13 protein-coding genes are annotated in these 13,292 nt (G+C 53.9%); 3 read left to right on the top strand and 10 right to left on the bottom strand.

The features are described 5' to 3' along the window. Positions 1-14: 14 nt before the first annotated feature. Positions 15-1,025, bottom strand: coding sequence for an aromatic ring-hydroxylating dioxygenase subunit alpha (locus TH5_RS03390; RefSeq protein ID WP_114120661.1), 1,011 nt, complete (start codon positions 1,023-1,025; stop codon positions 15-17). 174 nt (positions 1,026-1,199) lie between these two features. Between TH5_RS03390 and TH5_RS03385 the strand changes: the two genes are divergently transcribed. Continuing rightward, positions 1,200-1,916 carry a GntR family transcriptional regulator gene (locus TH5_RS03385; protein WP_114120660.1) on the top strand — a complete coding sequence of 239 codons (717 nt, stop codon included), beginning with the start codon at positions 1,200-1,202 and terminating at the stop codon, positions 1,914-1,916. A 140-nt stretch (positions 1,917-2,056) separates the two neighbouring features. Beyond that, positions 2,057-3,022: a PDR/VanB family oxidoreductase gene (locus TH5_RS03380; protein ID WP_114120659.1), complete on the top strand. Its 966-nt coding sequence runs from the start codon at positions 2,057-2,059 to the stop codon at positions 3,020-3,022. 51 nt (positions 3,023-3,073) lie between these two features. On the opposite strand, the gene TH5_RS03375 is transcribed toward TH5_RS03380, so the two are convergent. The 7 genes from TH5_RS03375 to TH5_RS03345 all read right to left on the bottom strand — a co-directional run bounded on the left by TH5_RS03375 (position 3,074) and on the right by TH5_RS03345 (position 10,003). After that, positions 3,074-4,351 carry an amidase gene (locus TH5_RS03375; RefSeq protein ID WP_114120658.1) on the bottom strand — a complete coding sequence of 426 codons (1,278 nt, stop codon included), beginning with the start codon at positions 4,349-4,351 and terminating at the stop codon, positions 3,074-3,076. A 52-nt stretch (positions 4,352-4,403) separates the two neighbouring features. Then, entirely contained in the window at positions 4,404-5,087 is a 684-nt protein-coding gene (locus TH5_RS03370; protein ID WP_114120657.1) for a DUF2848 domain-containing protein, read from the bottom strand. A 133-nt stretch (positions 5,088-5,220) separates the two neighbouring features. Next, positions 5,221-6,501, bottom strand: a complete 1,281-nt coding sequence (locus TH5_RS03365; protein WP_007090059.1) for a TRAP transporter large permease — start codon at positions 6,499-6,501, stop codon at positions 5,221-5,223. Continuing rightward, a complete protein-coding gene (locus tag TH5_RS03360; RefSeq protein ID WP_231887024.1) occupies positions 6,498-7,046 on the bottom strand; it encodes a TRAP transporter small permease subunit in 549 nt (182 codons plus the stop codon). Before TH5_RS03360 ends, TH5_RS03365 begins: the two co-directional genes overlap by 4 nt. 30 nt (positions 7,047-7,076) lie before the next feature. Further along, positions 7,077-8,129, bottom strand: coding sequence for a TRAP transporter substrate-binding protein (locus TH5_RS03355; RefSeq protein WP_114120656.1), 1,053 nt, complete (start codon positions 8,127-8,129; stop codon positions 7,077-7,079). A gap of 39 nt (positions 8,130-8,168) precedes the next feature. Next, positions 8,169-9,020: a putative hydro-lyase gene (locus tag TH5_RS03350; RefSeq protein ID WP_114120655.1), complete on the bottom strand. Its 852-nt coding sequence runs from the start codon at positions 9,018-9,020 to the stop codon at positions 8,169-8,171. A gap of 89 nt (positions 9,021-9,109) precedes the next feature. Next, a complete protein-coding gene (locus TH5_RS03345) occupies positions 9,110-10,003 on the bottom strand; it encodes a LysR family transcriptional regulator (protein ID WP_114120654.1) in 894 nt (297 codons plus the stop codon). Between the two features lie 250 nt (positions 10,004-10,253). On the opposite strand from TH5_RS03345, the gene msrP reads away from it, so the two are divergent. Continuing rightward, positions 10,254-11,222: a protein-methionine-sulfoxide reductase catalytic subunit MsrP gene (gene msrP / locus TH5_RS03340; protein WP_114120653.1), complete on the top strand. Its 969-nt coding sequence runs from the start codon at positions 10,254-10,256 to the stop codon at positions 11,220-11,222. Between the two features lie 28 nt (positions 11,223-11,250). Here msrP and TH5_RS03335 read toward each other — a convergent pair whose 3' ends face one another. Both TH5_RS03335 and TH5_RS03330 read right to left on the bottom strand, forming a co-directional pair. Beyond that, positions 11,251-12,015 (bottom strand): substrate-binding periplasmic protein, encoded by a 765-nt coding sequence (locus TH5_RS03335; RefSeq protein ID WP_167443447.1) that lies wholly within the window; start codon positions 12,013-12,015, stop codon positions 11,251-11,253. A 205-nt stretch (positions 12,016-12,220) separates the two neighbouring features. After that, the gene (locus tag TH5_RS03330; RefSeq protein ID WP_208638388.1) at positions 12,221-13,276 is read right to left on the bottom strand and encodes a DmpA family aminopeptidase; all 1,056 of its coding nucleotides are present in this window, start codon (positions 13,274-13,276) and stop codon (positions 12,221-12,223) included. Positions 13,277-13,292 lie beyond the last annotated feature (16 nt).

Below are 13,292 nucleotides of genomic sequence, written 5' to 3'. Positions count from 1 at the left end.
GTGGATACCGGCTATCAGTTCGCGGCCAGTGCGCGGTCTATCAAACGGCGTGCTCGTACGCCGCCAGCGTCAATATTGAAATTCAAAAGCTTGCGCTCGGGATGTCGCAGCAAATTGGCCTGCTGCCCTTCAACCACTTCGAGGTCCTCATAAAAAACCTTGGCCTGTGCATCCCTGATATTTGCCGTCAAACCGTGATCATGGATGTCGAAATTGCGGACCATTCCCCAGTAGTAACGGCATGTGGTCTCGGTTTCCGGCGTCATGCAATTCACAACAATACCCGTCACACCCTTTGATCGATCTCCCTGCTGCGCACCAGTTCCGGCAAGCGCAACCCCGACATCAATCATGACATTGGATGGCAGCGTGAATGTGCAGATCTGCCAGCGATCACATATTTCCCTGGATTTCAGATTGTTTGCCCAGAATGGCGGCGGAACGATGTTTTCCATCCAGCGTTCAACGGTAACACTCTCGTCATCAGAACGCGTTGAAGGCAGGCTTTCCGTAATTTCAAGCTGGCCGATGCTGGACGGGTGCACGTATGTCTCGTGGCTAAGGTCCATTAAATTATCGACCAGCAACTCGTAACCGCATTTCACATCATAGGTGCCGCCATCGAAAACCCATCCATCCTCGGATGCATGCGGTATTTCAGGGATCTGGCTTTGATCCGCCTTTTCATTGTCACCGATCCAGACCCACACAAAACGGTTTTTTTCAACAACCTGATAGGCGCGAACGCAGGCTTCCGGATGGATGCTTTGCTGATTGGGCATGTGCACGCAGGCACCATCGCCATCAAACTCAAGACCATGGTAGCCGCAAACAAGGCGGTCACCTTCGACATGCCCCTGACTCAACGGCAAAAGCCGATGCGGGCAACTGTCTTCCAGCGCAACCAGCGAACGGTCGGCACGGCGATACAAAACAATATTTTCGTTACAGATCGTACGTGCGACGGGTTTGCGACCAATTTCGCTATCCCAGCCCGCAACGTACCAGAAGTTACGCAGGAACATGTTTTCTCTCCCTTGGCGCAAGGCCAAATCGATCACTCTCAGGTGGATTTGTATCCACATCTCTTTTTGTTATAGTTATAATTGTAGATAAATTGGATCCAATTTGGCAAGAGACTTTTTCGCCCGACCGATCTGAACTATGATCAGCATCCACTCAAAAAGACGGAACCAGGCATGAGCAAGCACGGCCAGCGGGTCTTGATAACGCTGCGAAAAATGATCGCCAATGGTGAACTTTCACCGGGCGAAAGGGTGGCCGAAATCCCGATTGCCGAACGCCTTGGCGTATCGCGCACCCCCGTCAGGATTGCGTTCCGCACACTCGAACAGGAAGGCCTGCTACGCAAAGGTGATCGTCGCGGATACACCGTCCGCTCGATCACACCGACCGAGATCGCAGACGCCATCGAAGTCCGCGGCGTCCTAGAAGGACTTGCCGCAAGACTGGCCTGCGAAAGAGGCCTGTCCCCACAAGCAAGAAACCATCTTCTTGAATGTCTTTCTGTTGGAGATACGCTGTTTTCAAAGGGCTTTTTGACCGATGAAGACATGGAATCCTATCATGACTTCAACATGCGGTTCCATAACACGATCATTGAGGCAAGCCGCAATATCGCAATCGAAGACGCCCTTTCGCGGAATGACCACCTGCCCTTTGCATCCGTTTCATCCATCGCCTTTAACCGCGACGATATGATCGGCGAATACAGGCGGTTCAACTTCAGCCATATGCAGCATCACATCATTTTTGATGCAATTGACAACAGGCAGGGTGCGCGCGCAGAAGCACTAATGCGCGAACATGCGAATGCCGCTTTGCGCTACACCAAAATCCTCAGCCCGACACAGGATATGCCTGAGAACTTCACCATCATAGAACGCGAAGATTAATCTCGATGCCTGAAGGCCATTACACTTATACACATGAGATTTGACAAAATTGGATCCAATTGATTTAATCTGGATCCAATTTAATCCCAGCCATAATCACACCCGAAAATCAAATTCGGGGACCGGGAAGGAAAATCGTCATGCTTAAAGTTATGGTCCAACAGGCCTATGATCTTACAGATCGCATCCGCGGATTTGATCTCGTCCCGTGCGATGACCAGGTGCTCCCAGCCTGTGAACCAGGTGCCCATATCAAAGTCTCGGTCACGGACAACAAGGGCGAGCCGGGCAAACGATCCTATTCCGTGATCAATCCTGATCAGACCGACAAATACAGAATTGCCGTCCTTCGCGAAGCTGACGGTGAAGGAGGATCCTCCTTCATGCATACACAGGTCGAGACAGGCACCATCATCGAAATCGAACCACCACAGAACGATTTTCCCCTTAAAACAGATGCAAAAAAATCCATTCTGATTGCTGGCGGGATCGGGATCACACCAATCATTGCAATGGCACATGGTTTGGCAAAATCCGGCAAGGATTTCTTCCTGCACTATGGCAGCCGAAGCCATTTAGACATGGCACTGATGACAGACGTTCTCGATACGGCGAACGGATGCTGCACTCTTTATTTTGATGGCGGCGATCCCTCTCGCGGTATGCCCCTTGACGCCATTATTGGACCGGCAAAGGCGGAAAAACATGTTTATGTTTGCGGACCTGGGGCGCTGATCGACGCTGTTCTCGATACAGCACGGCGCAATCGATGGGCTTCAGAGAATATCCATTACGAACGTTTCACCACCCCTGTTGCCCAATCTGATGACTGCCCCTTCGAAGTCCATCTTCAACAAAGCAACCAGACTTTCGACATTCCCGTCGGGAAATCGATCCTTGATGTGCTGATCGATGAAGGCATTGATCCGCTTTACGACTGTAAAAAGGGGAATTGCGGGATCTGCGCATCAGCCGTTCTGTCGCACGACGGCGAAATTTCACATCGCGATGCCTTTCTGGGCGACGGTCAAAAGGCCCAGAACGATCAGATGTGCATCTGCGTATCGCGCATGCAAAGCAGTGGCCGATTAACTTTGGATCTGTAAAAAAAGCTCCCGCGACATGCGGGAGCTTTTCTAGATCAATGGGACTGAAACTCACGCGAGCAGAGGATCAATCCGGCGCGCCGCATGCAGGACGGCAAAGTCGTGCCCGTGCGGTGCCGCAATCATCAATGCCCCCGGGGCAACGCCGTTACCAGCCGGAACCGGGATTGAAATGGCGCAGGCATCCGAAAGGTTCAGATAGGATGTGTTGCGCAACATCATCGCGTTCAAACGGTCGAAGTCAGCTTCGACTTCGGCGATCTTGGGTGCCATCATTGGCAATGTCGGCGAAATCATGACATCGACATCCGCCATGGCCGAACTGAACATCGCAATCAAGTCGGTCCGTTTGGCATAGGCATCAATCAGGTCCGCTGCACTTAACGTATCGGCAAAACGCATCCGGTTAAGCACACGCGGATCGCCACAGGTTTCAAGCGCCTTGAAATCCTGCGAGTAGATTTTGTGCGCCTCGGCAGCGACAAGGATTTTGTTGATCACTGCATTCTCGGCCAAAAAGCCCAGATCAATCTCGGTCAACTGATGCCCTGCATCAGTCAGCTTTTTGCAAACCGTATCAAAATCCGCCCGCACGCGGTCATCAAGATCATTCACAAAGGCATGGGCTGGCACACCGATTTTGATCGGTGTGGGTTTGCCGTCCTGTGCGGGGACGGTTTTGCCCGACATGACTTCAAACGCGGTAATCGCGGTTTGCAGATCACCGGCAAGCGGCCCTGCCGTGTCAAAACTTTTGGCAAGCGGATGAATGCCTTCGCCCGACATCCACAAACGGCTGGGTTTATAGCCATAAAGCCCGTTGATCGCCGACGGAATGCGGACCGATCCGCCGGTATCGGTGCCAAGCGCGATATCAGCCAGACCAAGTGCCACCGTCAAAGCACCACCTGATGTCGACCCGCCCGGAATGCCTTCAGAGTCAAACACATTGCCCGGCGTTCCGTAATGCGGGTTAAGCCCGACACCGGAATAGGCAAATTCGCTAAGTGCGGTGCGCCCAAACGGCACCGCACCGGCAGCCTTGATACGCGCAATGATTTCGCAATCCCGCGTTGCTGCCGGGCAACCCTGCAACAATTTTGATGCTGCCGTGGTGATTACACCGGCCTCGTCATAAAGGTCCTTCACCGAAATCAGCATACCGGCCAATGGCAAAGATTCAGCCGATTGCGCAACGCGTTCCTCGGCAGCAGCCGCATCACGCAAAATGCGGCCGCGGTCAAACTCGGTGAAAATCCTGGCTGCCAAATCACCCAGTTGATCGACCCTGTCGATTGCGGCCTTTGCCTTGTCGATGATCGCGCCCATCGGGCTGCCTCCGTTATATTTTGATTTTTCTGGAAATTTTCTGGAACCGAGCCTAGGCGATTTCTGGCAGTTCAACAATGTCATAGCTGTGCGTAATGCTCAGATCACGGACCGGATCATGCATTGCCATTTTAAACGAACGTGCCGGGCGCACCCCGCCCTTCGCACCAAAAGTCCCGCACAGCATCGCAGCCGCCTTGCCATTGGCACCCGCCGCCTTTAGCCCCGATCCTTCGATCAGATCGGAAAGCGGACGGATCAATGCAATCGTGCCTTCCTGATAGGGAACCCATTCATCGCCATCACCTTCACGGATCCATGATTTCAGTTCGATCTTTTCCAGATGATCGACAACATCATCAAACTTCCAGATCGCATCGGCGACCGGCTTGGCACAAATCTGTTTTGACAGTGCAACTGAATGGGCTTCAAGTTCCCGGTCGGTGTGATCTGATGCCAGCCCAAGATACAGAACGCCATCTTTTGCGATCACCAGCGGCTCGACCTCGCCCGATGTGCCTTTGCCAACCACCTCGATCACGGGGGCCTGGGTTAGCATGCCAAACGACGTGCGGTAATACAGCGGCAAGGTCGAAGGCGGCTTGACCCCGATAGCGGCCAGTTCGTCAATGTGATGCTGGATCGCCTTGGCATCGCGGCCGGTCCACCCCGCAACTGTGCAATGGCCGATTTCAAAGCTGACTTCGTTGCCATCAAGGGTAAAATTCATCTGCATTTGCGTTATCCCAATTCTGATTTTTCGAATTTTGCGCGCATCTGGCGGTTGCGGACCGGTTTCCCGGTCCGCCCCGAAGGCACAAAAGATCAAGACATGATGCGTATTTTCGCGCGTGTTTATCCCGACCGAATCAAAGGATATCGGGCAGGAACAGCGCGACGGACGGCACCGCGACAAGCAGGGCAATCATGGCAAGCATCACCAGAACGAACGGAATGACGCCCAGCATCACATCGGACAATCGACCCGATTTGCGTGCGCCCTGCACGACGTAAAGATTAAGTCCGACTGGCGGTGTGATCAGAGCCATCTCGATCAGGACAATCAAAAGAATGCCAAACCATACTTTATCGAAGCCCATGCCGGTCATGATCGGCACAATGATCGGAATGGTCGCCACCATCAGCGACAGGGTTTCAATGAAGAAACCCAGCACGATGTAAAGCAGGATCACGACCATCAAAGTCCCCATCGGCGAAAAATTCAGACCGGTCAGAAGGTCCTTAAGCTCGCGCCCCATTCCTGCGGCGGTCAGGGTAAAGTTCAGGAAATAGGCACCGATAATCACCAGCATGATCATAGCGGTGATCCGAACCGTGCCATACAGGCAGCGTTCGATCATTTCGCGGGAAACACCGCGATTGAATGCCGCAATCAGCATCGCAATCGCCACCCCGACGGCGGCCGATTCAGTTGGCGTTGCCCAACCGGCATAGATCGAGCCGATCACCACAAGGAACAGAACCACAATCGGCAAAAGATGCTGCAAACTTCCGATGCGTTCCGACCATGTGAACGAACGGCTTGTGCCGCCAAGAGTCGGCTTGATCTTGCACAGGATCGCAGTGACCATCATGAAGGCCACCGCCATCAGAAGCCCCGGGATCAGACCCGCAAGGAAAAGACGCGGGATCGATGTTTCGGTCAGGAAGCCATAGACGATCAGGTTGATCGATGGCGGGATCATGATACCAAGCGTCCCGCCCGCGGCAATCGCGCCGGAAAATAGTTTGGGATCATAACCAAGCTTTTCGGCCTGCGGCATGGCAACGGTCGCAACCGTCGCCGCCGTTGCAACAGATGATCCCGACGTTGCTGAAAACATCGTTGCAGTACCAATATTGGCGTGGATCAACCCGCCCGGAAGCCACGAAAACCATTTATCAAGGGCTTCATAGGTGCGTTCGGCAATGCCCCCGCGCACCAGAATTTCCCCCAGCAGCACAAAGAACGGAATGGCGATCAGGGTTGATGAATTCGATGATGACCAGACCACCTGCCCAAGCCCGCGCAAAAGCGGGAAAGGCGAAAACAGCTGATCGACCCCGAACCCCAGAAGGAACAGAACAATCCCGACCGGAATGGACAGGGCCAAAAGCCCCAGAAGCGATGCGGTAACTGTAAAGATCATGCTTCCAACTCCAGTTCGGAGCGTGCACCAACTAGCGCATCTGCCTGTTCAAGGTTTCGCTTGACCAGAAGCGACAGCGTCAGGATCACCAGAATGCTAGAACACACGGCAAACCATATCCAGCCGGAAAGCCAGATCGATTGCGGTATCCATAATGGCGTTTCAAGCGGGGTATTGGCGCGAGATCCGCGTTCAATCGTCTTTTGCAGAACCGGCCAGCTTTGCACAGCAATAACAATCGACGTTCCGGCAAGGGCAATGATCGCAAGAAGATCAAGCATCGCCTTGCCACGCTGACGCAGGCGCAAACGAATAAGGTCAATGCGGACATGGGCCAGTTCCGTCAGGGCATAGGACATGCCCCAACTGGCAACACCGGCCATCACATAGCCCGATATTTCGTCCGCTCCCCCAAAGGAAATGCCGACTTCACGCAAAAGAATGTCTGCGATAATCAGGATCACGCAGCCTGTCAGAACAAGTCCGACAAGCAACGCGATCATACGGTTAATGCGGCGGATGGCCGCAATCAATGAGGTAGTCACGGTTGCGGCCTCCTCCGGCTGGTTTACGGCTTAGCTCAGAGGTACGGTAACACCGACGGTTTTACCAACCGTTTCGTTCCAGCGTGTGACCCAATCAGCACCAGCGCGTTCGGCCCATTCCGGCAAAACAACGGTCGTCAGGATTTCCTTGGCTTTGGCAAGATCGGCATCGGATGCCTCAACCAATGTCATGCTGGCCGGATCACCCGCCGGGCAGGTTCCATTACCGGTCAGACACGCAATATCGGCTTCAAGCGCATCAGCGGCCGCAGCCCAGGCAGGAGCTTCGAATTTCGAATTGACTTCGTCGGTGATCAGTTTCTGCATTTCCGGCGACAGGCTGTTCCACTTGTCGAAATTCATCGCTGTTACGACCGGGTCCCAGCCGCCAAGCGGAATGGTCATCAGGTGGTCGGAAACTTCCCACCAACCCGCACTGTATCCCGAACCAGCACCGGTAACGGCACAATCAATCACACCACGTTCAAGCGCGCCCGGTACTTCGGAAAACGCAACATTGACGCCGTTGGCCCCCAGCGCCTCAAGGAACTTGGTGGTCATGCGACCCGAACCACGAACCTTTTTGCCTTTAAGGTCTTCAAGCGAGGTCACATCACCTTTGCAGAAAACGACCTGCGGCGGGTATGGCGCAATTGCAAGAACCTTGGCATTGAAACGGTCTTTGAAGATATCCTCGACCATCGGGCGGGCGGCTTCAACCATCGCCTTTGCTTCTTCGGCGGTGTTGGCAACCAGCGGCACATCAAGGCCTTCAAGTTCGGGGGCGTCGCCAACCGCATAATCGGCAACCGTCATGCCAACATCGAAAACACCGTCATTCAGAATACGGAAAACGTCGCCGCCGCCGATGCCCATCTGATCGTGGGTGGTCATCTGAACATTGATTTCGCCGTTCGATGCTGCTGGTAGTTCTTCGGTCCAGAACGGTGTTTCAAACTGCTTGTTCAGCGGCAGGCTGCTCCAGCTGCCGACAACCGAAAGGTCTTCGGCAAAGGCAGGGGATGCCATCATACCGGCACCAAGGGCCGAAACGGCAAGTAGCGATGATACTGTCTTTTTCATGAGATGGTCCTCTCTGATAGCTAGGTTTTATTTGTGATTTCAGGCGATCTTTGTCTGCAGTGAAAATTCCGCGGCTTCTGCCAGCACATCTGTCACCAGCATCAGACCGGGTTCATGCGTGATGGCAAGGTCCGGCAAAACATTGCGGATCGCCATTTGCGGCGTAACGCCACAGGCCCAGAAAACCGGGATATCCCCCTCGTCCACGACAGGTTCGTCGCCGAAGTCCGGCTTCATGAGATCGGAAATGCCAATACTTGCCGGATCGCCAATATGTACCGGCGCACCATGCGCCAGGCGATAACGATCGGAATACAGAATGGCACGAATGGCATCGGATGGTTTGAAAGACCGCATCGAAACCACCAGCGGGCCATGGAAACACCCGGCCGGGGTGGTGGCAATGTTGGTCACATACATCGGAACGTTCCGATTGGCGTCCATATGACGCAGCGGCACACCACTGCGGGTAATCGCCGCCTCGAACGAAAATGAACAGCCCAGAACAAAGGTCACCAGGTCATCGCGCCAGATGGCGTTCAGATCGGAAACACTATCAAAATCCGTGGTCCCGCGAAACACGCGATAGCCCGGCAGGTCGGTGCGAATGTCAAGGTCTGCACCAAGTTCCGGAATATATGGCGACCCCGGTTCAGACATGCCGATCAAAGGGCATGATTTCGGGTTCTTGGCACAAAATTTAAGGAACTCGTCGGCATAGCTTGCCGGCAGAATCGCAAGATTGCCCTGCAGATATCCGGATGCATATCCGGTGGTGGTGCCCCAATGTTTTCCAGAACGGATTGCGTGGCGCAAAGCCAGCGGCGATATCGTCGATGCAGATTCCGAAACGGTCGTCGGGGAACAAGATGCGCTTTTTGTCGCGTTCATTTATTCGGTCCTGTTCTCAGCCTCGCAATAAGCTTGAGAAACTCAACCGATCTTGTCAAGAAATCATTTTAGTCAATTTATGATCTAATTTATCGATCAGTTTGATCGAACAATCTGGCCGCCTCGATCACCGCCTCGCCTATTTCACGGTTGCGTTCCGGATAATAACTGATCACGAAATGAAGGTCGGTCAGCCGGGCTTCGTCCTGCACCGGGATCGCCTTAATATGTTCATCCCAAACGGAATTTGTGACCATCAGGGATGGCAGAACACCGATCCCAAAACCTCCGCCGACAAGGTGTTTCACGGTCGAAAGTGACGCCGATCCATGTAATGCAGGCGGCGAAATATCGGGTGCGGAAAAGATGCTTTCGACCTCGCGAAACGGGGGGGTTCCCTTTGGGAAGGTGACAATTGCATGTTCGGCAAGCTCGGCCAGTGATAGCGGATGATCGGGCAAATCCATCGATCCGGTGCAATACCAGCCCAGTTGAACCGGCTTAAGGGCCGCGGCAACCGCCCCCTGTGGCACCGATTCCCGCAACATGATTGCGACATCAAGCGCATCATCAGCCATGGTCATTGCCAGTTGGCCGGATGTATCTACCGACAATTCGAAACGCACCTTTGGATAATCGTCTTTGAGCTTGTTCAACATGTCGGTCAGGATCGTATGAACGATGGTCTCCGCCACACCGATACGAACCGTGCCGCTCAGTTCCCCCGGATGGGTCAATTCCTGCCAGATACGATCGCGTGCGCGTGACAAACGCTGTGCTTCCTCAAGAAACCGAAGACCAGCCGCCGTAAGGCGCACCTGCCGATTGGACCGGTCAAACAGCATGATGCCGAGCTTTTTCTCAAGTGCGGAAACCCGCGATGAAATCGCCGACTGGGACAGATCGTATTTCTGAGCCGCAGCCCGAAAGCCGCCTGCCTTCACGATGTCCTGTAAAATCTCGATATCCTTGAATTCAAACACGTTTTCGTTCCCTGAACAGATACTGCATCGTCGATCCTGTCAGTCGGATCGTTTGATTTATGATCACAATACCCTGCAACCGATCATCTGGCACGATCAATCCGTTACGATTTTGCTATCGTATGCAGGACAAAGCGTACCAATGACCGTTTCGGATGAAATTCCGGCTTCACCGCCCCCTCACCGAGGCGTTACTTGCCCGAAGCACCTTTTCCTTAGACATTGGGAATACGCCAGATTGGAGGGTTAGATGCTGATACGCCGCAAGAAGGGTTGGGAAATCGCCGAACGCGATGCAACCCCGCAATCCATTTACAAAAACCGTCGTCAGTTCCTGAAAGGCATTGCCGCAGGGTCCATCGGCGCGGCGGCAACCAGTCTGCCGATCGGTCGCGCTTTGGCCCAAGGATCCGATCCCACCGCCGATCTTTATCCGGCGATGCGCAATCCGGCCTACGTTGTTGATCGCGCCATTACCGATAAATCAAAGGCGCTGACCTATAACAACTTCTATGAATTCGGATCGCACAAATTCATTTCCGACGCGGCCCAAGCGATGAAAATCCGCCCATGGACTGTCAAGATCGATGGCATGGTCGAAAAGCCGATTGAAATCGATTTTGATGATTTGGTGCGCAAAATGCCGCTGGAAGAACGCGTTTATCGCTTCCGCTGCGTCGAAGCCTGGGCGATGACCGTCCCCTGGACCGGTTTCCCGATGAAGGCACTGGTCGACTATGCCAAGCCCCTTTCAGGCGCAAAATACATCGAAATGCAAACTGCCGAACAAAAGGATACCATGCCGGGCCTGCGGCAGTTCTGGTATCCGTGGCCCTATATCGAAGGCCTGACAATTGAAGAGGCCACAAACGAACTTGCGATGATCGCAACCGGCATTTATGGCGAACCGCTTCCCAAACAGAACGGCGCGCCGCTGCGTCTGGTTACCCCGTGGAAATACGGCTTCAAGAACGTTAAATCGATTGTCCGCTTCACCTTCACCGACAAACGCCCGGTCAGTTTCTGGGAACATCTTAACGACGGAGAGTACGGCTTCTGGGCCAATGTGAACCCCAAAGTCCCGCATCCCCGCTGGAGCCAGGCACAGGAACGTCTGCTGACCACCGGGGATGAAGTCCCGACACAGATTTACAATGGCTATGGCCAGTATGTTGCCGACCTTTATAAGGGCATGGAAGACGAAAAACTGTTCATGTAACCGCCAGCTTCCGCCAGGCCAAAGATCCCTATAACTTTGGCTTGGCGTACCGATGGTAAATCTCGCCAAAGGTGCCATCGTCACGCATTTTGATCAGTTCCTGCTCCAGACTACGATAGTCGCGGTCAAGAAAGAACACAGATTTCCGCGATAGCGCGATAAATGACGGCTCCCCCTGCAATACCAGACTGGCCTTGCGCACCGCCAGTTTCTTGCCCGCCAGCAAATCTGCCGCCAGCAATTCCGGCACGATAACCGCATCAAGATGCCGCTGATTAAGCATACGAAACAGCGTGAGATAGTCTGCGGCCTCGACCCATTGGATGCCGTCTTCGAATGCCAGTGCATGGGGATAGGACGCGCCGCGAAGCACGCCGACATACTGGCCGACCAGTTCTTCGACCTGCCGGATATCGCGGCTTAAACCCTGTTGATAAATTGCCTTTGGCTCATCGGGTAACGGGGCATCGAAGAAATACATGAATTTCTCGCGATCGGCCGTGCGGTTTGGCCCCAGCATGATATCCGCCCCACCTTCTTCCATCAGATAAAGTGCCCGGCGAAACGGTACCACATCAAACCGCAGGGAATGCCCGGCGCGGGAAGCTGCTTCTTTCAAAACTTCGACATATATGCCGGAAAATTCCGGTTCTCGACCCGTATCGATCACGATGCGGTATGGCGGCGCATCATTGATTGCAATTACCAGTTCGGCTGCAAACGCACTTCTGCCGCCCCCGCAAAAAAGGATCAAGGCATAAAATGCGATCCGGTAGCGCACAAAACCGGGCAAAAACGTCTCCATTGCGACAAAACCGTCCGATCAGTAAAACTAAACTGAAGGTTGCCTTCCCCGCCCCCAAGATCAAGGCCTCTTATTAAAGACCTGCCTTATATGAGGACGTTCAAATCAGGTGCAACTATCCGTACGGGCAGGTCTTCAGACCAGATATCCAGTTTGACATATCGCTTTTTATTTCAGGTGGTTGAACGAAAAATCACGTATCGCTGCCGTGTAACCAGTCAGCAAGACCAGGCCGCCAGTTTCCGCGAAACCCGGTTGTCGCCGGGGCGAAGGTCATCGAATTCAAAACGGCTTCGACCGTTGTTTCCGCAGCAGCACGAAACAACCTATCGATGCGGTTTTCGTTTAACATCATCACCGGTACAATATCGCGGTCTTCATCATGGCTGATCGTCCAGCCGGTGGTCATTGCCAGCGCGATATCACCGCTGCCATTGCCCCAATATGCCCCCATCCGTGCGAGTCCGGCACCACCACGCTTTGCCACCCGGTCAAGCTGCCGGTGATCCAGCGGGATATCGGTTGCCATGATAATGATCACCGATCCCTTTTCCGGGACATCGCGGACCTTGGGCGGAACCACACGTCGCCCGTCAGGCAGGATGAAATCCCCTGGTCGCCCGAAATTGGACAGGACAAGCGTCCCGAACTGATAGCTATTGCCATCCAGTTCGATCACCCGAGACGCCGAGCCAATGCCGCCCTTGAAGCCAAAGCACGACATGCCAGTTCCTACCCCGACCGCCCCCTGTTCAAACACGCCTGTGCTGTTGTTGGCATTGGCAATCGCCGCGTCAATGTCGCCCTCGCGGATACACATCGCCTGAATATCGTTCAGGAACCCGTCATTGCATTCAAACACCAGCGGATTGACCGTGCCGGTTCCGCGGCCAATATCGGGGTTTCCGGCCACCGCATGACGAACCAGCGCATTGAATGCGGTGCCAACGGCCAATGTGTTGGTCAACACAATCGGCGTTTCCAGACAGCCAAGCTCGTTCACCTGCATCAAACCGGCCGATTTGCCAAAGCCGTTGATCACGTGTGCTGCCGCCGGAACCTTTTGGCGAAACAGGTTACCCTGATGCGGCAGGATCGCGGTTACACCGGTTTGCCGATTCCCATCACGCAATGTGACATGCCCGACTGAAAGTCCCGCGACATCGGTAATGGCATTTAACACCCCGGTTGGCATCGACCTGTTGATCAGGTTGAACGCGCGTGCAGATTTGCAGAAGGAAACGGACATGGGGATGCCTTGGATT

Origin of the sequence: Thalassospira xianhensis MCCC 1A02616 (assembly GCF_003326475.1) — a bacterium.
Taxonomy (GTDB): domain Bacteria; phylum Pseudomonadota; class Alphaproteobacteria; order Rhodospirillales; family Thalassospiraceae; genus Thalassospira; species Thalassospira xianhensis.
The sequence above is the reverse complement of the archived record's forward strand: the minus strand, read 5'-3'. Positions and strand labels throughout refer to the sequence as shown.

Coding starts and splice junctions, on each gene's coding strand:
- TH5_RS03390 (WP_114120661.1), bottom strand. CDS start 1,025: ATGTTCCTGCGTAACTTCTGGTACGTTGCGGGCTGGGATAGCGAAATT.
- TH5_RS03385 (WP_114120660.1), top strand. CDS start 1,200: ATGAGCAAGCACGGCCAGCGGGTCTTGATAACGCTGCGAAAAATGATC.
- TH5_RS03330 (WP_208638388.1), bottom strand. CDS start 13,276: ATGTCCGTTTCCTTCTGCAAATCTGCACGCGCGTTCAACCTGATCAAC.
- TH5_RS03375 (WP_114120658.1), bottom strand. CDS start 4,351: ATGGGCGCGATCATCGACAAGGCAAAGGCCGCAATCGACAGGGTCGAT.
- TH5_RS03380 (WP_114120659.1), top strand. CDS start 2,057: ATGCTTAAAGTTATGGTCCAACAGGCCTATGATCTTACAGATCGCATC.
- TH5_RS03370 (WP_114120657.1), bottom strand. CDS start 5,087: ATGCAGATGAATTTTACCCTTGATGGCAACGAAGTCAGCTTTGAAATC.
- TH5_RS03365 (WP_007090059.1), bottom strand. CDS start 6,501: ATGATCTTTACAGTTACCGCATCGCTTCTGGGGCTTTTGGCCCTGTCC.
- TH5_RS03355 (WP_114120656.1), bottom strand. CDS start 8,129: ATGAAAAAGACAGTATCATCGCTACTTGCCGTTTCGGCCCTTGGTGCC.
- TH5_RS03350 (WP_114120655.1), bottom strand. CDS start 9,020: ATGAACGCGACAAAAAGCGCATCTTGTTCCCCGACGACCGTTTCGGAA.
- msrP (WP_114120653.1), top strand. CDS start 10,254: ATGCTGATACGCCGCAAGAAGGGTTGGGAAATCGCCGAACGCGATGCA.